At 66.6% G+C, this 17041-nt stretch carries 20 protein-coding genes; 13 read left to right on the forward strand and 7 right to left on the reverse strand.

The window, feature by feature from the left end:
* Positions 1-267 precede the first annotated feature (267 nt).
* The 11 genes from AB0I28_RS14270 to AB0I28_RS14320 all read left to right on the forward strand — a co-directional run bounded on the left by AB0I28_RS14270 (position 268) and on the right by AB0I28_RS14320 (position 9834).
* On the forward strand, positions 268-543 hold the full coding sequence (locus tag AB0I28_RS14270) for a hypothetical protein (protein ID WP_357493199.1): 276 nt from the start codon (positions 268-270) through the stop codon (positions 541-543).
* A 73-nt stretch (positions 544-616) separates the two neighbouring features.
* Positions 617-1291: a DUF4389 domain-containing protein gene (locus AB0I28_RS14275; RefSeq protein ID WP_357493201.1), complete on the forward strand. Its 675-nt coding sequence runs from the start codon at positions 617-619 to the stop codon at positions 1289-1291.
* Positions 1281-1721 (forward strand): flavodoxin domain-containing protein, encoded by a 441-nt coding sequence (locus AB0I28_RS14280; RefSeq protein ID WP_357493202.1) that lies wholly within the window; start codon positions 1281-1283, stop codon positions 1719-1721. Before AB0I28_RS14275 ends, AB0I28_RS14280 begins: the two co-directional genes overlap by 11 nt.
* 250 nt (positions 1722-1971) lie before the next feature.
* Complete coding sequence (locus tag AB0I28_RS14285; RefSeq protein WP_357493204.1) at positions 1972-2616, forward strand: hypothetical protein; 645 nt, start codon at positions 1972-1974, stop codon at positions 2614-2616.
* Between the two features lie 167 nt (positions 2617-2783).
* Positions 2784-3062 carry a hypothetical protein gene (locus AB0I28_RS14290; protein WP_357493206.1) on the forward strand — a complete coding sequence of 93 codons (279 nt, stop codon included), beginning with the start codon at positions 2784-2786 and terminating at the stop codon, positions 3060-3062.
* A 397-nt stretch (positions 3063-3459) separates the two neighbouring features.
* Positions 3460-4089 (forward strand): TetR family transcriptional regulator, encoded by a 630-nt coding sequence (locus AB0I28_RS14295; protein WP_357493207.1) that lies wholly within the window; start codon positions 3460-3462, stop codon positions 4087-4089.
* Positions 4086-5348 carry a glycosyltransferase gene (locus tag AB0I28_RS14300; protein ID WP_357493209.1) on the forward strand — a complete coding sequence of 421 codons (1263 nt, stop codon included), beginning with the start codon at positions 4086-4088 and terminating at the stop codon, positions 5346-5348. The genes AB0I28_RS14295 and AB0I28_RS14300 overlap by 4 nt, the downstream gene beginning before the upstream one ends.
* Entirely contained in the window at positions 5345-6538 is a 1194-nt protein-coding gene (locus AB0I28_RS14305; protein WP_357493211.1) for a cytochrome P450, read from the forward strand. Before AB0I28_RS14300 ends, AB0I28_RS14305 begins: the two co-directional genes overlap by 4 nt.
* 88 nt (positions 6539-6626) lie before the next feature.
* Positions 6627-7073 carry a CBS domain-containing protein gene (locus AB0I28_RS14310; protein WP_357493212.1) on the forward strand — a complete coding sequence of 149 codons (447 nt, stop codon included), beginning with the start codon at positions 6627-6629 and terminating at the stop codon, positions 7071-7073.
* Between the two features lie 184 nt (positions 7074-7257).
* A complete protein-coding gene (locus tag AB0I28_RS14315; protein ID WP_357493214.1) occupies positions 7258-8544 on the forward strand; it encodes an ArsB/NhaD family transporter in 1287 nt (428 codons plus the stop codon).
* A 387-nt stretch (positions 8545-8931) separates the two neighbouring features.
* Complete coding sequence (locus tag AB0I28_RS14320; RefSeq protein ID WP_357493216.1) at positions 8932-9834, forward strand: hypothetical protein; 903 nt, start codon at positions 8932-8934, stop codon at positions 9832-9834.
* 31 nt (positions 9835-9865) lie between these two features.
* Here the strand turns inward: AB0I28_RS14320 and AB0I28_RS14325 are convergent, their stop codons facing one another.
* The 5 genes from AB0I28_RS14325 to AB0I28_RS14345 form a co-directional block, all read right to left on the reverse strand.
* The gene (locus AB0I28_RS14325; protein WP_357493217.1) at positions 9866-10387 is read right to left on the reverse strand and encodes an STAS domain-containing protein; all 522 of its coding nucleotides are present in this window, start codon (positions 10385-10387) and stop codon (positions 9866-9868) included.
* 68 nt (positions 10388-10455) lie between these two features.
* Complete coding sequence (locus tag AB0I28_RS14330) at positions 10456-10866, reverse strand: arsenate reductase ArsC (protein ID WP_357493219.1); 411 nt, start codon at positions 10864-10866, stop codon at positions 10456-10458.
* Positions 10863-11939 carry an ACR3 family arsenite efflux transporter gene (arsB, locus tag AB0I28_RS14335; protein ID WP_357493220.1) on the reverse strand — a complete coding sequence of 359 codons (1077 nt, stop codon included), beginning with the start codon at positions 11937-11939 and terminating at the stop codon, positions 10863-10865. Before arsB ends, AB0I28_RS14330 begins: the two co-directional genes overlap by 4 nt.
* Positions 11936-12289 carry a metalloregulator ArsR/SmtB family transcription factor gene (locus AB0I28_RS14340; RefSeq protein WP_357493222.1) on the reverse strand — a complete coding sequence of 118 codons (354 nt, stop codon included), beginning with the start codon at positions 12287-12289 and terminating at the stop codon, positions 11936-11938. The genes arsB and AB0I28_RS14340 overlap by 4 nt, the downstream gene beginning before the upstream one ends.
* 98 nt (positions 12290-12387) lie before the next feature.
* On the reverse strand, positions 12388-13428 hold the full coding sequence (locus AB0I28_RS14345; protein ID WP_357493223.1) for an NAD(P)-binding domain-containing protein: 1041 nt from the start codon (positions 13426-13428) through the stop codon (positions 12388-12390).
* 52 nt (positions 13429-13480) lie between these two features.
* On the opposite strand from AB0I28_RS14345, the gene AB0I28_RS14350 reads away from it, so the two are divergent.
* Positions 13481-13816: a metalloregulator ArsR/SmtB family transcription factor gene (locus AB0I28_RS14350; protein WP_357493224.1), complete on the forward strand. Its 336-nt coding sequence runs from the start codon at positions 13481-13483 to the stop codon at positions 13814-13816.
* Positions 13817-14467: 651 nt separating this feature from the next.
* On the opposite strand, the gene AB0I28_RS14355 is transcribed toward AB0I28_RS14350, so the two are convergent.
* A complete protein-coding gene (locus AB0I28_RS14355; protein ID WP_357493226.1) occupies positions 14468-15055 on the reverse strand; it encodes a hypothetical protein in 588 nt (195 codons plus the stop codon).
* Between the two features lie 494 nt (positions 15056-15549).
* Positions 15550-16104 carry a hypothetical protein gene (locus AB0I28_RS14360; protein WP_357493228.1) on the reverse strand — a complete coding sequence of 185 codons (555 nt, stop codon included), beginning with the start codon at positions 16102-16104 and terminating at the stop codon, positions 15550-15552.
* 426 nt (positions 16105-16530) lie between these two features.
* Between AB0I28_RS14360 and AB0I28_RS14365 the strand changes: the two genes are divergently transcribed.
* Positions 16531-16917, forward strand: a complete 387-nt coding sequence (locus AB0I28_RS14365; RefSeq protein ID WP_357493229.1) for a hypothetical protein — start codon at positions 16531-16533, stop codon at positions 16915-16917.
* Positions 16918-17041 lie beyond the last annotated feature (124 nt).

The raw sequence follows: 17041 nt of genomic DNA on the forward strand, positions 1-17041 counted from the left end.
CGGGCCGCCCTATCGCCGCCCGTCACGTGGGCCGCTGCAAGCGCCGGCGAAGCAGGAGCCCTTGAGCGCGCCCGATGCCGTCCGCTCTTCCCGTGCCGCCCCAGCGTGGATCGTCGCCTCGGCCTTCCCCGGGCTCGACCTCGTCGGGTCCACGGCGGTCCTGCCCGAGACCGATCAGTCCGCCACGACAAGGGTCCAAAGTCCTCTTCGATCGAGGTCCGCACAAGGGCACTTGAGCCCGTGCGCCGAGTCGGCCATGGCGGGAACGTGGTGTTGAAAGAAGGTGAGAACGGTGACGAGGACGACCACTCGACTGACCTGGCGCGACGGCGTCACGAGCTTGCTGACGCTGTCGGCGGCGAGCCTGTGCGGAGCATCGCGTTCGTCATCACCGTGATCACCGCCAGCGGAGTCACGCTCGGCCTGTTCATGGCCGCCTTCGTCCTGATGTGGGCGGCGACCACGGCACAACACGCCTTCGGGCCCGACACCCCTCTCTCACAGAACAGCCCGTCACAGAACACGGCTCAGAAAGTCGGATGAAGTCCCTGGACCGGTCCGGTCCAGGGACACCGTCGGCAAGCACGCTCGCCCATCTCCGGTCCAGGAGGCCCTCATGTCCAGCTCCGAACTCATCCTCACCGGCCGCGCCGACGATTCCCTCAGCCGCTGGCTGTGGCTGGTGAAGTGGCTGCTGCTCGTTCCGCACTACATTGTGCTGCTCTTCCTCTGGCCGGCGTTCGTGCTCCTGGCGGTCGTCTCCTATGTCGCCGTGCTGTTCACCGGCCGCTACCCGCGAACGCTCTTCGACTTCAACGTCGGCGTCCTGCGCTGGAACTGGCGCGTGCAGTACTACGGCTACGCCGCCCTGGGCACCGACCGATATCCCCCGTTCAGCCTGGCCGACGACACCTCGTACCCGGCCCGCTTGACCGTCGACTACCCCGAACGCACCGCCAACTGGCGTCCCCTCGTCCACTGGCTGCTGGCCATCCCGCACTTCGCGCTGCTCGCCGCGTTCACCGCCGGCCCGGCCAGTGCCGTCCGCGACGAACCCGGCCGCACCACCGCCTCCCTCGGAGTGCTCGGCGCAGCCGTGCTCATCCTCGCTCTCGGCCTGCTGTTCACCGGCAAACGCCTCACCGGTCTCTACGATCTGCTCCTCGGCATCGCCCGTTGGGGCTACCGAACCGCGGTCTACGTCGCCCTCCTCACCGACGACTACCCTCCCTTCCGTCTCGACCAAGGCGACAACCCGACGACAACCGGGGAGGCCCGAGATGACCGCTGAAGTCCTGGTCGCCTACGCCACCCTGCACGGCTCGACCCGAGACATCGCCGAACGCATCGCCGCGGCGATGCCCAACAGCGGAATCCGAGCGCTCCCCACCGATGACGTCGGCGAACCCTGCGCCTACATCCTCGGCAGCGCCGTCTACAGAGGTGCCTGGCTGCCCGAGGCACTCGACTTCCTCGAGAAGCACCGCGAGAAACTGGCACGCCGACCCGTGTGGACGTTCAGCGTCGGTATGCCCGGGGCACTCGCTCGCCGGGCCCGTCCCCTGGCGATGAGCGAAGCCCCCAAGATCGTCGAAGCGTTCCCCAGTACCATCCAGCTCCGCGATCACCACCTGTTCACCGGTGTCGTCAACGCCATGGACTCAATTCGACCACTGTCAGCCGAGCACCGCGACCTTCACCAACACCCAATTTGCCGGTGATGCCTGGTTCGAACGCATGAACTTCGCTGCTGATGCATGGTCGGACGGAGCCGTGCTCGCGGGCGCAGCTCGGTTCGACGGGGCGGTGCTCGCTAGGCCCGCCTGGTTCGGTGGGGCGTCATTCGCCGAGGCAGCTCGGTTCGGCGGGGCGAAATCCGGCTGGCCTGCCAGGTTCAATACGGCGACGTAGTCCCTCATGCGACCACAAGTTTTGAAACCGCCCTGGATACCGAGCCGGTTGGATGGAGCGATGATGAGAAAAGCAAGGATGCATGCCGCACAGATGCACGGCGTGTTGACGGCCGTGGGTGCATTGCTCACTGGCGGCGCCCTTCTCTTCCTATCGCTGGTACCGGACGTGCCTTCCGAGGTGTCTGAAATAACGGCGTGGGTCGACAGTGGGAAGTCGCTGCTGTCGTTGAGCGACGAGTTGCTGTTCTTCGCGATCGTGTGCTGGGGAGCCGGCGCGCGTGGACTCTTCGGCGCGCAGAAGGTCGAACGTTCTGCGCGGATAAACGTAGGACTGACCGCTCTTGCAGTCGCGCTTGTCGCTCTCGTGGTGCTTCTGCTCGTCGTGGGTCGCCTGGTCTACCCGGTGTTCGGGATTCACCTGTCGCCTGAGGTGCTGGCGCTGTTGGTCAGCTCGACGTTCGGTGCGGTGCATCTGGCGCTGCTGGGTTTCGCCGTCGCTGCGGTGGCACTCAGTTGGTCGACGCGCAGCGGACTGCTCGGGAGGATCGTCGGTATCGTCGCCGCTGTGGTGTTCATCGTGGGTTCGTTCCCCTGGCTCATACCGAGCTGGTGGAACGCGCTCGTCGCGGTGCTGCTGGCTGCTTGGGGTGTGTTTCTGGGTGTCATCGGCGTCGCACAGCACGGCAACGAAGGCGGCGTCTGATCGCCGCGCAGCCCGCGACACGGCTCACCCAGACCAGACTCACCCCCGCACACGCGGGGAACGGTGGTTGACGATGACGTCCGCCGCCGCCACTTTCCTCGTTTCGCACTCCGTCAGGGATTGAGGAGAGAGCTGCCGAAGCCTTCAATAGACCGACGGTCGGTCTATTGAAGACGGAGATCGAGCGCCGGAAGCCGTTCCTCGCCCTGGTCGAGACCTGGTACAGCGACGACAACGCCTTCGTCCGGCAGAAGATGCGCCCCGGGCGCACCGGCCGCATCGTCCCGCCGCTTGGTCGCATAGTCCGCGACGGTGCCGAAGACGGGACCTTCACGTCGAGGCGGCCGGAGCTGACCGCGCATCGTCGTCGGCCTCGTGAACGACCTCAACGACGCCCTTGGAGCGCTGCTGCCGCAAAAAACCCCGATGTGGAGACGCTCGCCTAGGTGGAGTCGACCGTCGTGGCCTACACCGATGCCATCGAACGCGTTCTCGGCCTTCCGCCACGATCGCTGACCATCGTTGCTCCGGGCGCCTTGGCAAGTTGGTTCGCTCTCACCCCTGGAGAACAGTCGTGACCTAGCGCTCAAGATCTCCAGCCGCTGAGTTTCATCACCGGGCTCATGGTCGGCCTGACACTCACCCAGCTCCTGTTCCACGTCCACGATGCCCCTCGAAATGGTCGGCGCCATACCCATCGCCGTCCAGACTTTCGGCTCACCTGACGCCGGTATTGCCGGCCGAGAAGTCCTCAAGCGCACGAACCGCAGGTGAAAGGGTCTTGACGAATTCCTGACGCCGCCACCTCACCACGTGGCTGTACAAATGGCTAGTCTGCTGTACATGCGTTCAGTCGATGATCTGACCGGGCGGGCCCGCATCCGCGACGCCGCCCTGGAACTGTTCGGCGAGCAGGGATTCGCCCGAGTCACGGTGCGGGCCATCGCCGCCCGCGCCGGCGTGTCGCCCGCACTCCTGGGGCACCACTTCGGCTCCAAGGAAGGCCTCCGCCAGGCCTGCGACGCTCACGTCTCGGATCTGGTGCGTGGGGGGCCGGACGCCGCCACTGCTCTCGACGATCCACGCCGGCTTGCGGCCATGCTCGAAGCCGCGGCCCCCGTCCGCCGCTACCTCGCTCGAGCCTTCCTTGAGGGGAGCGACGACGCCGCCGCCCTTTTCGACGACATCGTCACCGCCACCGCCGGGTTCCTCGACGACGGCACACGCGACGGCCGCGTCCAGCCCGCCGACGACCCGCAGACGCGAGCGGCCGTGTACGTGACCTGGCTGCTGGCACCGCTGGTCTTCGACACCCACCTCGCGCGCGTTCTCGGCGTCGACGACATCCACGACCCGGCGGCGACCATGCGCTTGTCCCGCAGCGCCGTCGAGATGATGACCCGAGGCGTCTTCCGCGACGACAGTGTCCTGGACGCGTGGGACGCCGCGGCGAAAGAGACGAGGCGGGCGTGAAGGTCCTCATCCTCACCCACGGCACACGCGGCGACGTCCAGCCCTACGCGGCTCTCGCCGTGGCCCTCAAACGCGAAGGGCACGATCCGGTCCTGGCCGGACCCGCGGCCTCCGCACCCCTGGCCGCATCCCACGCGCTGACCTACATGCCTCTCGACGACGGCCCCAACAAGCTCATCGACGACCCACGCATACGCCGGGCGATCGAGAACAACTATCGCGGCCTGCGCGGCAAACTCACCGCCCTCGACGTCATCCGCGCCAGCAAACCGCTCATGGCGAAGGTGCTCGACGACATGGCCACCGCCGCCGAAGGCGGAGCTGACCTGGTCGTCCACGCCGCCGGAATGCCCGGCCAGCACTTCGCCGAAGCCCTAGGCGTGCCTTCGGTACCGGTCGCCCTCCAACCCGTCTGGGTGCCGACCGCCGCCTTCGGCAATCCAATGCTCCCCATCCCGCTGCCCCGTGCACTCAATCGCGCTTCATACCAGCCGATCAAGCTCCTCCTGCGATCCTTCAGCGGCATCGCCGACAAGATCCGCAAGAACCGCCTCGGCCTTCCCCGCCGATCCGGACGACACGACATCCTCCACCAGCCCGACGGCACCCCGTCGACGGTTCTCCAGGCCTTCAGTCGTCACGTTCTGCCCGCCGCCCTCGACTACCCGGCCCACGTGCACACCACCGGCTTCTGGTATCTGCCCGCGCCGCCGGACTGGACCCCGCCGGCCCGGCTGGCGGCGTTTCTGGACGCCGGAGAACCCCCTGTCTACATCGGATTCGGCAGCATGGCCGGAAACGACCCGCGACGTGTCGGAAGCATCGTCACCGAGGCCGTCGGCCGCGCGGGTGTCCGCGCCGTTCTCGTCTCCGGTTGGGGAGGAATGGCCGCCGAACACCTCCCCGACCACATCATGCTCCTCGACCAGGTCCCACACGACCAGCTCTTCCCACGCACCGCCGCCGTCGTCCACCACGGCGGTGGCGGCACCACAGGCGCAGCGCTGGCCGCAGGCCGACCCCAGGTCGTGTGCCCCTTCGTCGCCGACCAACCGTTCTGGGCGCAACGCATGCACGCCGCCGGCGTAGCCCCACCACCCCTGCCACAGCGCAGACTCACCGCCACCGGGCTGGCCGAGGCGATCCGCCGCGCCACGACCGACACCACCATGAACGATGCCGCCACCACCCTCGCCGACCGCATTCGCGCCGAAGACGGCGTGCGCACCGCCGTGAAAATCCTGGAGACCCTGGCATGAACCTCGACGAACCCGACCTGACCGAACTGATCACCACCCCTGACCGCGACGCCTTCTTCACCGCCCTGGCCGCCGGACCACCAGTCCGCCGCGCCCGCTACCTCGACGGCACACGAGTCTGGCTGATCACCGGCTACGCCGAGGCACGCTCCGCCCTATCGGATCCACGATTCAGCAGCGACGGCGAGCGGGCGGGCGTACTGGACGTCGGCGCCACCGCCGGCATCCCCGAGGACATCCGGCCCTACCTCATGAACACGCTGGGCGCCTACGACCCACCCGACCACACCCGGCTGCGCAACCTCGCCGCCAAGGCGTTCACCGCACGCCGCGTCGCCCGGCTGCGCCCGCACATCGAACGCATCTGCGCGTCCCTGCTCGACGGCCTCGACGAGGAAGCCGAGTTCATCGAGGACTTCGCCTACCCCTTCCCCATCCAGGTGATCTGCGAACTCCTCGGCGTCCCCGACACCGACCGCGACATCTGGCGCTCGGCCGCCGTCGACCTCACCGCACCCGACCCGACGCGTATCGCCACCGGAGCGCGAACCCTGGTCGCCTACATGCGCGATCTCATCACCACCAAGCGAGCCAACCCCGCCGACGACCTGATCTCCGCCCTGGTCACCGCCCGCGACGACGCCGGCGACAGGCTCAGCGACACCGAAACCGTCGCACTCAGCCTCAGCATGCTCATCGCAGGCCACGAGACCACCGTCGCGCTCATCGCCTCAAGCATGCTCCACCTGCTCGCCGAGCCGGACCTTCTCGACCGGCTGCGCAACCACCCCGAACAGATCCCGGCGGCCGTCGAGGAGTTCCTCCGCCACAGCGGACCGGCCGAGATCGCCGTCATGCGCTACACCACCGAGACCGTACGATTCGGCGACGTCGACATCCCCGAAGGCCAGGCCGTCCAGATCGCCTACGCCGCCGCCAACCACGACCCCCGCCGCTTCGACGCGGCGGACAGCCTCGACATCACTCGGCCCGACAACCCCCACCTCGGATTCGGTCACGGCATCCACTACTGCCTGGGCGCCGCGCTCGCCCGCGCCGAGACCGAGATCGCGCTGACCGGGCTCCTCATCCGCTTCCCCCGCATCGAAGCCACGATCCCGACCGAAGAGGTCGGGCTGCGCCCCGGTCTGATGCGCATGCCCGCGACGCTGCCCCTGCGGCTGCGCTGAACCAGCCCGATCGGCTTGTCACGAGTACCGAGGGGACTATCGTCAAGTCTCAGCCGGAGCCTCGCGGCTCCCTGTCTTGGAGGTGCCCGTGCGCGCGCGTGATCTGGCGAGCGAGTTCCCGACCGTGAAGCGCGAGACTCTCGCCATCGAGGCCGCTCGTCTCCTGGCCGGCCAGGACCTTCCCGGTCTGATCGTGGTCGATGACGAAGGTCTGCCCTCGAAGGTCCTGCCGGGCACCCAAGTCCTGCGCATGGCAGTGCCGGGCTACTGCCAGGACGACCCTGTTCTCGCCCGCGTCATCGACGAGTCCGAGGCGGACCTGTTCCTGCGCGAGCTGGGGGAGCGCACGGTCGGCGACGGCCTCGACGAGGCCGATCGGGAGCTGCCGGTGGTCGACGGGGAGGCGACCGTTCTGGAGATCGCCTCGGTGATGGCCGCCAGTCGTTCACCGCTGGTCGCCGTGGTCGAGGACGGCCGAATGCTCGGCGCGATCAGCTTGGACGCGTTGCTCGACCGGGTCCTCGATTTAGGTTAGGGTCAGCGACGTCGCCGACGTCTCAAGGTCGGCGACAACGGTGTGCCGGGAAGTCTGGTCGGCGGTTCTGTCGGCGACTCCAGGAACAGGGTGCGCACTGTGGACAAGTCAAGGTCGGCGACAACGGTGTGCCGGGAAGTCTGGTCGGCGGTTCTGTCGGCGACTCCAGGAACAGGTGCGCACTGTGGACAAGTTCGACGTGATCGCCGCGTGTGTCATCTTTCTGGCGGCTTACGTCCTCATCGCCACCGAGAAGATCAACCGTGTCGCCGTCGCCCTCGGCGGTGCCGGTCTGATGCTGATCCTGCGGATCACCGACGCCCACCATGTCTTCTTCGATGAGGCGACGGGCATCGAGTGGAACGTCATCTTTCTGCTGCTCGGCATGATGGTCATCGTCGGCGTCCTGCGCCCGACGGGCGTGTTCGAGTTCGTCGCGATCTGGGCGGCGAAGCGGGGGAGGGGCCGGCCTTTCCGGGTGATGGTCCTGCTCATCGTCATCACCGCTTTGGCGTCCGCTCTGCTCGACAACGTCACCACGGTACTGCTGGTCGTGCCGGTCACCTTGCTGATCTGCAAACGCCTCGACGTCAGCCCCGTGCCGTTTCTGCTGGCCGAGGTGTTCGCGTCCAACATCGGCGGCGCGTCGACCCTGGTCGGCGATCCACCGAACATCATCATCGCCGCCAAGGCGAACCTGACCTTCAACGACTTCCTCGTCCATATGGCACCGATCGCGATCGTCTTGGTCGCGGTCCTCATCGGTTTGAGCTGGCTGCTGTTCGGCCGCAAGATGAGCGTCGACTCCGAGCGCGCCGAGGCGATCATGCGCCTGTCGGAGAAGGAGGCCATCCGCGATCGGACCCTGCTGGTCAAGGCGGGTGTGGTCCTCGTGGCTGTCCTGGCCGCCTTCGTGCTGCATCCGGTCCTGCACTACGAGCCGTCGATCGTGGCCCTGCTGGGCGCCGGGATCCTGGTGATGATCACCAAGCTCGATCCGGCCGAGGCGATGCGCGACGTCGAATGGCACACCCTGGCGTTCTTCGCCGGCCTCTTCATCATGATCGGCGGGCTGGTCAACGTCGGCGTCATCGGCGAGCTGTCGGCGGCGGCGGGAAACGCCGTCGGCGACAACCTTCCGCTGGCCGCCGGCGTGCTGGTCTGGGGTTCGGGCGTGTTGTCGGCGATCGTGGACAACATTCCGTATGTCGCGTCGATGAGCCCGATCGTGGTCGACCTCGTCGGCGGGGATCCCGATCGCAACGTCCTGTGGTGGTCGCTGGCGCTGGGCGCCGACCTCGGCGGCAACGCCACGATCATCGGCGCCTCGGCCAACGTCGTTGTCGCCGGCATCGCCGCCCGCAACGGCCACCCCATCGGCTTCTGGAAATTCGCCAAGTACGGGGTGGTCGTCACGGTGATCACCCTGGCGATCTCGCACGCCTACATCTGGCTGCGCTACCTGGCCTGACCGGCAGGGGTAGGGCGCCGACGACTGTCCGAAGCGGATTGACAAGCGGCTGCGTGGTCAGGCAAGGTCGAGACCGGTGAGCCGGGAAGTCTGGTCGGCACAGGTCCGCGAAGCCCGTCGCGGTCCTGTCGAGACGAAGGTGTACTCCATGCCCAACCGCCACCTTGGTGCGCACCTGTGAGGCGCAGCGGACGAGGATCCGCGGCGCCCTTCAACGACCCGGCGTACCCCTTGATCAGATGGCCGGACGGCTGGATCGCCCCGCCGGTGCCGCACGGCTTCGGCGGCATCGCCGTACGGACACGCCGGCCCGGTGGAAATCGTCGGCCGCAACCGGCCCGCAACGTCGGGGTCAATGGCCGACCACTCTGGCACGGGTGGGGCCGGATGATCGCCGTGGTGCCTCCCGGTGAGCACCTGGTCGAGATTCGCGAGGAATCCGTCGAAGGCGCGTGCTGGGTCTCGGTACGCAGCGGCCAGACGGTCGAGCTCGAGTACGTCGCCTCACGAGCACCAGGCTCTCCGGGCCTGCTGGGGCACATCCCGATCCGCGGAGTCGGAACGACAAAGCGCTCCTGGGCGCTGTCCCTCGGGCTGCTCCTGGTCGCGCTCGCGATACTTCCGTACACCCGTCTGCCGGAACTCCTGGGCAGACCGCCCCGGTTCACGCTGCTCGTCGCGGCGATGGTCTCGGCCGCACTCGCCGGTCCATGGCTGTGGGAACGGCGGCGCCGTCGCAAGGACATGCGCCTCAGGACTGAAGCGGCAGACGAGGCAAGGCTCGTCACGGACGCGGCCTCGCGTAAACCGGGGCACTTTCTCGGCACGACGCCCAAGGCCGTTCCAAAACCCGACTACGGGACCAGCGGCCTGCTCGTCGCCTTCAGACATCGTCATACGCTGACCCCAGGTCAGGAGCACGCGGGAAACCGGTGCTCCTGGCTGGCCGATCCACGCCTGTGGATCGACGGCCGCAAACGGCCCGCTTCGTGGGCGACGTGGTGGTTCGAGCTCCCCGACGGGCACCACGAGGTCGAGGTCTGGTTGCCCACGGGACAGGATCACGCCGGCCCGACGCGGTCTCCCGACGAGCGGATCGCGCCGTTGACCGTGCCCGTCGACATCGCCGAAGGGGATACGCGTCTTCTCGTCATCGAGGTCGAGACGCATACGACCTTCGGTACGGCCACCCTGAGCCTGGTCGAGGACGGTAGTCACCGGCCTGTGCCGAGGCGGACGACCGAGCTTCCGCTCAATGTGAGCCACCAGATCAGTGTGACGACACGCTGAGGGAGAGCGCGGCGGACGGTCGTGCCTGACCTCAGGTGCTCTCCCGGGCCCGCCGTTGCTCGGCGGCGGTGCTCGGGACCGTGGCTTCACTGAGGTACGTCGGCGGGTCGGGGTGCAGTGTGAGCGGGTCGCCGGAGTACTTCTCGGCCCTCGGGGTGACGAGGTCGAGTTCGGCGTGTTCGAGATCCGGGTGGAAGCGGAAGTAGGGCGTGAGGCCGAAGATGTCGAGCTGTCGCGCGAGGTGCGCGTGCAGCCCCACCAACTCGACGGTTCGCTTGTTCGCCCAGGCGGCCTTGGCGGCTCGCAGCAGCATTCCGATGCCGATGGAGTCGCAGAAGGTCACCGCTGTCATGTCGATGACCACCCGCAGCGAAGGGGCACCGGCCGCGGCGTCGGTGAACGCTTGCTCCCGAGGACCCGTCATCAGGATGTCGATCTCACCGGTCAGCGCCACTACCCGCGCCCCGGGGTGGTCGCTGACGGTCAAGGTCGGATCCTGTCGTTCTGCCACGTCGATCATCCTGTTCTCGTCGTTGCGGTCATTGCTGTCCACGCTTCTTGCCACCTGATGGCCCAGGCCGATCGACACCGGTGGGGAGCGGTACCGAAAGCGCCGGTCCGTCACTTCTTCGGGACCAACTCGGTGAGCAGCTTTTCGACACGCCGGTCGATGTCGTCACGGATGGAGCGGACGGCTTCGAGTCCTTGTCCGGCGGGGTCGTCGAGTTCCCAGTTGAGGTAGCGTTTGCCGGGGTAGATGGGGCAGGCGTCGCCGCAGCCCATGGTGATGACGACGTCGGAGGCTCGCACCGCCTCATCCGTGAGCGGCTTGGGAAACTCCTTGGACAGGTCGAGGCCGAGTTCCTCCATCGCGGTCACAACCGCGGGGTTGATGGTGTCGGCGGGTGCGGATCCGGCGGAGCGGACGGTGACGCGGCCGGCGGCGTGGTGGTCGAGGAGGGCGGCGGCCATTTGGGAGCGGCCGGCGTTGTGGACGCAGACGAAGAGGACTTCGGGGTTTGGGGCGGTCATGCGGGTTTCCCTTCGAAGCGGCGGCGCAGGGACAGGGCGGCGTAGACGAGGGCGACGAGGACGGGGACTTCGATGAGGGGTCCGACGACGCCGGCGAGGGCTTGTCCGCTGGTGACGCCGAAGGTGGCGATGGCGACGGCGATGGCGAGTTCGAAGTTGTTGCCGGCGGCGGTGAAGGCGAGGGTCGTGGTGCGTTCGTAGGTCATGCGCAGGCCCTTGCCGAGGGCGAAGGATCCGGTCCACATGAGCGCGAAGTACGCGAGCAGGGGCAGGGCGATGCGGGCCACGTCCCATGGGCGGGAGGTGATCTGGTCGCCTTGGAGGGCGAAGAGGATGACGATGGTGAACAGCAGGCCGTAGAGGGCGGCGGGTCCGATGCGGGGGAGGAACTTCTTCTCGTACCAGGTGCGGCCTTTCGTCTTTTCGCCGAACTTGCGGGTGAGGTATCCGGCGAGCAGTGGGATGCCGAGGAAGATGAGGACGGACTTGGCGATCTGCCAGGCACTGATGTCGAGTGCGGTCTGTTCGAGTCCGAGCCATCCGGGGAGGATCTGGAGGTAGAACCAGCCGAGGACGCCGAAGGCGATGACCTGGAACACCGAGTTGAGCGCGACGAGGACGGCGGCGGCTTCGCGGTCGCCGCGGGCGAGGTCGTTCCAGATGATGACCATGGCGATGCAGCGGGCGAGGCCGACGATGATCAGGCCGGTGCGGTACTCGGGGAGGTCGGGCAGGAAGATCCAGGCGAGGGCGAACATCAAGGCGGGGCCGAGGATCCAGTTCAGTACCAGCGAGGCCCACATGAGCCGGCGGTCTCGGGTGACGGTGTCGAGGCGGTCGTAGCGGACCTTCGCCAGTACCGGGTACATCATGATCAGCAGTCCGAGCGCGATCGGCAGGGAGATTCCGTCGATCTGGACGGCGTCGAGGACCTGGCCGAGGCCGGGAATGCCGCGTCCGGCGAGCAGTCCGATGCCCATCGCCAGGGCGATCCACAAGGGTAGGAAGCGGTCCAGTCGCGACAGGCGCGCGACGACAGGTGCGGTGTCGGGCGTCTGTTCGGTGCTGGTCACGCGGCCACCGCCGGGAGCGGGGCGAGGACGGCCGACAAGCGCTCCATGGTTTCGGGCACCGCGCGGTAGTAGACCCAGCTGGCGCGGCGCCGGCTGGTGATCAGCCCGGCGTCGCGCAGGACCTTGAGGTGGTGGCTGATGGTCGGGCCGGTCAGGGTGAAGGCGTCGGTGAGGTCGCAGACGCAGGCTTCACCGCGCGGGTCGGAGGCGATCATGCTCAGCAGTTTCAGGCGGACCGGGTCACCGACCGCCTTGAACATCCGGGCCAGCTCGGCGGCCTCGCCGTCGGGCATCACGGCGCGGGCGACGGGGGTGCAGTCGTCGAGGATCGGCAGCAGCGGTTTCGGCATCCGTCTATCTTGACAGGCATCTAATTCGATGTCCATCGAGGCTGGCGGTCGATCGTCTTCGCCGCTTCTCTGGCCTGGCGGGGCCGTGCCGTCGGTGGCTAGAGTCGCAGCCTGCTCAGGACGTATCTCGCGTCGCGCCACGACCCGCGCAGGGAAGCCGATGCGAGGCTGCGCTGGTACTCAAGTCCCACGTAACCGAGGCCGCGGACCGTTGTGGAGACGCCCTTGCGCTGGATCGGCAGGCCCTCGTCGTCGAGGGCGCCGATCCCGGTCAGGTAGGGCAGGTCGGGACGGTAACCCGTGGCGAGGATGATCGCGTCGACCTTCTCGATCGTCCCGTCGGTCCAGGTGACGCCGTCGGCCGACAGGCGGGCGAACATCGGGCGGTGGTCGGGGTTGCCCGAGGCGAGTGCGGTCTTGTAGCGGCCGTCGTCGATGACGGCCATGGTCTTGCCCGCCTGGAGTCTCGCGCCGAGGGCGGAGGAGTCGAGGCCGCTGCGGATGGTCCACCAGTGGAAGTCGCGGCCGACGATGCGCTGCGGCATCCACTTCAACGGGCCGCGCGTGGCCAGGGTGACGCGTGCGTGCGGTCCGAGGTCGGCGGCGATCTGGACGGCGGAGTTTCCGGCGCCGACGACGATGGCGCGCATGCCGGCGAAATCCTTCGGTGTCGTGTACTCGGCGGCGTGCAGAACCCGGCCGGTGAAGGTTTCGAGGCCTGGGAGGTCGGGGCGGTGGGGGCTGCCGAAGCCGCCGGTCGCGGCGATGACCCGCTTCGCCGTCAGCTCCGGGCCGTCTGCGGTGGAGACCGCAAGGCCGTTCGGGGTCGGCGCGACGGACGTCACCCGGGTCCGCGTGCGGATCTCGGCGTCGAGCCCGGCGGCGTAGCCGCGCAGGTATGCCACGACCTCGTCGCGGGTCGGGTAGCGCCAGGGATCGCCGGGGAAGGGCATGCCCGGCAGCGCGGAGAACCGCGCGGGTGAAAAGAGACTGAGGCTGTCGTAGTAGTGCGGCCAGGAACCCACGGCTTCGTCGGCGGCTTCGAGGACGACCGGTGTGATGCCCATGCCGCGGGCGATGTGGGCGGTGGACAGACCCGATTGTCCGCCGCCGATGATCGCGAGGTCTACGGTTTCCATGCGAGAAAAGCTATCATCGTTGTATCGGGAAATGACGAAATGAAGGTGGGAGATGGCGGTCACACCTCCGGTCGTGCCGGAACTCGACGAGGGCGCACGCGACTTCCTCAAGGCGCTGGCCAGCGAGACCAGGCAACAGGTGATGATGTTGTTCGCCGGGGGAGCGGAGCTGAGCGTCGGCGAGGTCGCCGAGAGGGCGGGGCTGGGGCAGTCGACGGCCTCGGAGCACTTGGCGCTGCTGCGCCGGGGCGGTCTGCTGACCTCGACGCGAACGGGGAAGACGGTGAAGTACCGGACCGACGCGGTCAAGGTGATCGCGCATATGGACGACCTCAAGGCCTACCTGCTGGCGTGCTGCCCGCCGACGGACTGTGGCGACGGCTGCTGAGCGGCGGGTGCTCGGCGCGGTGAGCGGATCGCGGCAAGTAGGACGGCTGCGGCCAGGCACAGGGCTCCGGCGGTCCAATGAACAGGTCGGGATTGAGTAGGGCGGCGCCGAGGGGTGGTAGGGCGTTGGCGATGGGGAAGGCGACATCACCCTGGCGGCCGGATGCCTTGCTGGCCGACTGTCGAAGCTGCTGGCCCTGTACTGCTCGGGAGCGATCCGCTTCACGCAGGTGCACACGATCGCCGATCTTGCGTCGGCTCTGGAGGCTGGTTTGTTGGCTGTCCCTTGTGGATCGGCGTGGGAGCATTTTGGGAGCAGCGGTGCTCCCGGCCGAAGAACGCCGGTGGGAGTCGCAGACCAGCTGGAGGATGTCGGCCAGGAAGTCGGGCAGGTCGATCCGGCGGACTGCGGCTTCTGACTTGGGCGGCCCCAGCCAAAGGCGGCCACCGACTTCGTGGAGGGCGCCCTCATCGGGGAGGCGTCGACCCCCGTAAACACCGTCGCCGAAACCAGTACCGTCCCGGCGCTCAATCAGATCGTACGGCGATTCGCTAGGAGGTCAAACGCGAACCGCTAGCCAGACTCCACGGAGCTCGGACTCGCGACATGATGCCCTGACCGCGTCAGCACGCCACCTGTATGTCCAACTCCTCACGACTTTCTGTACGCGCTCTCAGCAGAGTAGATCCTCAGACCCGGCTGGATCTTGACGGGTTCAAGATTCCGAAACGTATAGAGACTCGACGCCTCGTTTTCAGGTACGTAAATCCTGTCCGGCCGCACCTCGGGGAGCCTGTCCGGCCGCGAGAAGACATCTCCAAAATCGACATCCTCACATCTGCCGCGAAGGTCGACCACCACGGCAATAAGATCAGGAAGAACATCAATCAGTCCCACGATGGCTCGCTCAACCAGCGCAACTTCCTCGGCGAGCAAGCCGTCAGGATAGAACTCGAGGTACTCGTAGTAGCCCGCCCACCGTACTTGAGCTAGCAGACTAGTACGCTCATCGAGCCACCACTGATAGACGTAGTCGTTTCCCACGGACCGATCAAAGATGCGCTCGAGTTCTTCCTGTGACGACAGAACCTCCTCCCCGAAGATATCCCTCAAGAACACGGCCGAATTGCCTGGATTGGTCAGGGTGATGCCAGCTTCTCCGAACTGGCGAACAATGGCAAGAAAGCCATTCCGTCCAGAATGTTTACGTTTGTATGCCAATATCGTACCGAAACTCATTTAACAGATCTCCCGATCGTCGATATATGAACATTTGCCGCACTGAAACGCTCGATCGCGAAATTGACTACCTCGCCTCGGGTTCCAGTCTCGAGGTGGTATAACGCAGTCTTGTGCCTTGGGGCTGCGAGCTACTTTGCATTGGCCAATTGGTTCTCGGATTTGACTTCCAGTCCTTCTTGCTCCCTTTCGTGGCTCCATCAACCCAGATCAATTCCCTGTTGGGGCCGATACATCGCGTGCCCCTTTGGGTCGAGATGTCTGCTCCTGTAAGAGTTGCGAATATAACTTCGGGTGGCCCGAGCTCATAAGATATTCCACTAGGCTCGAACATCACGGTAAATGACTACACTCCTCTGCGGCGACTTTGATGCGAAAGTCTCCAGCTGCCATTACCAACCTTTTCTTTGCTATTCATGAAATGTTGGCTTCAGTTACACACCCGCGATCGCCATTGTCGACCGGCCTGAAGGAGTACCTCAAAGCTGGCTGGCTCAGGAGGCTCCGATGGTGGTGAGTGCTGTTTTGAGGGCGGTGATGGTGTGCTCGGTGGCGTTGCCGTCTTTGAGGATGGTGGTCGCGTAGATGACGACGTTGCCGGTGCGGACGGCGCCTCCGCCGACGGTGGCTTTACCGCCGATGAGGGCTTCGTCGCCCAGGTCGAGGTCTCCTATGGCCATGCCGGTCTCTTCGAGCTTGGCCCGGGTGGCGGGAAGACTGGCGGAGGCCGCCTCGGCGCCTGCGGTCCAGAGTTCGACGTCGAGCCAGATCGTGGAGATTTTGTCGTCCTCCCAGATGCAGTGGAGGGTGGTGCCGGGGTCGCTCTCGTTACTGGTGCGGCCGGCGCCTGCGTTGGGGTAGGTGTGCTCGCGGAGGAGCTTGAAGGCCGGGCCGTGTGGTTCGGGGACGGCGGCGAGTTCGGTGCAGGCGGATGGTAGGTCGGAGGCGGCGTAGGCGGTCTCGGACCAGGGGTTCCAGATGATCAGCGCGGCGGCGGCCAGGGCGATGGCCGCGGTGGTGATCAGGGCGATGGTGCGGGCACGTTTCACAGCCGGAGACCCTAGCTGCTTGCGCCGGCCTTTGGGCAAGTGACCGATCGCCACCTTGGCCTGTAATCAGTAACGATCAGGCAATGAGAGTCGATCGTGCCTTGCCGGTGACCGTCGGTCTGGTGTGGACTTCGTTCCGCCCTTCTTCTCCTGCCCGTGGAATGCCCGTGTCCGCCCGACGCTTGCTGCCCTTTCTTGCTGCACCGCCGAGCTGGCGATCAACTCTTTCTACAGGTCAGGGGCGTGATCGGGCGTGTCTGACGCGGGAGCGCTCCTTTGCCGGTTCTGGCCGCTCACGTCTCTGTGTCCAATGTGGGTAGTGGTGCCGTCCGGGCTCGGTGTGGTCGTTAGGGTGTGGCGGTGCCCAACACGAACACGAACCCTCACCTTGGCGCTGCCGTTTTCTGGCCGCTGTTCCTGACTCTCATGACCGCGGTCTTGTGGGTCTATCCGACGATCTCGGCGGTGCAGCTGGCCACCGCCGAACCGATGAAGATCACCGTTCTGGGCTGCGGGAAGGCGCCTGGCAACACCGACTCGAAGTACGGCTGCTCGGGGGAGTGGACCGCGCCTGACGGGTCGACCGGCCATGGCTACATCTCCGACGGTGGCGACTACCGTGCCCGGCAGGTGGTCGACGGGTACTTGATCGGCGGGAAGGGCCGCATCAGCACCACCGGCTGGATCATCGACATGGCCGTGGCCTACCCCCTAGCCCTCCTGGGGACCTTTTTCGCCTACCGCAGTGTTCGCCGCTGGCACCGCAACCGAGGCCAGAACCTCCTGACACCCCTGTCCACCGGGCGACTCTGATCGAACGGGCCGACGCCAGGTCGTCGGCCCGTCTGTTGACGCTCATCACGCTGTATCACGACAGTGGTCGAGGGTGATGGAGCGCAGGTTCCCTTGGGTGGCATCCCCGTAGAAGGTTTGCGGG

The sequence above is a fragment of the Phytomonospora sp. NPDC050363 genome (assembly GCF_040655735.1).
Classification (GTDB): Bacteria; Actinomycetota; Actinomycetes; order Mycobacteriales; family Micromonosporaceae; genus Phytomonospora.

Coding starts and splice junctions, on each gene's coding strand:
- AB0I28_RS14320 (WP_357493216.1), top strand. CDS start 8,932: ATGATCGCCGTGGTGCCTCCCGGTGAGCACCTGGTCGAGATTCGCGAG.
- AB0I28_RS14340 (WP_357493222.1), bottom strand. CDS start 12,289: ATGCCGAAACCGCTGCTGCCGATCCTCGACGACTGCACCCCCGTCGCC.
- AB0I28_RS14355 (WP_357493226.1), bottom strand. CDS start 15,055: ATGAGTTTCGGTACGATATTGGCATACAAACGTAAACATTCTGGACGG.
- AB0I28_RS14365 (WP_357493229.1), top strand. CDS start 16,531: ATGACCGCGGTCTTGTGGGTCTATCCGACGATCTCGGCGGTGCAGCTG.
- AB0I28_RS14295 (WP_357493207.1), top strand. CDS start 3,460: ATGCGTTCAGTCGATGATCTGACCGGGCGGGCCCGCATCCGCGACGCC.
- AB0I28_RS14345 (WP_357493223.1), bottom strand. CDS start 13,428: ATGGAAACCGTAGACCTCGCGATCATCGGCGGCGGACAATCGGGTCTG.
- AB0I28_RS14275 (WP_357493201.1), top strand. CDS start 617: ATGTCCAGCTCCGAACTCATCCTCACCGGCCGCGCCGACGATTCCCTC.
- AB0I28_RS14350 (WP_357493224.1), top strand. CDS start 13,481: ATGGCGGTCACACCTCCGGTCGTGCCGGAACTCGACGAGGGCGCACGC.
- AB0I28_RS14285 (WP_357493204.1), top strand. CDS start 1,972: ATGATGAGAAAAGCAAGGATGCATGCCGCACAGATGCACGGCGTGTTG.
- AB0I28_RS14305 (WP_357493211.1), top strand. CDS start 5,345: ATGAACCTCGACGAACCCGACCTGACCGAACTGATCACCACCCCTGAC.
- AB0I28_RS14330 (WP_357493219.1), bottom strand. CDS start 10,866: ATGACCGCCCCAAACCCCGAAGTCCTCTTCGTCTGCGTCCACAACGCC.
- AB0I28_RS14280 (WP_357493202.1), top strand. CDS start 1,281: ATGACCGCTGAAGTCCTGGTCGCCTACGCCACCCTGCACGGCTCGACC.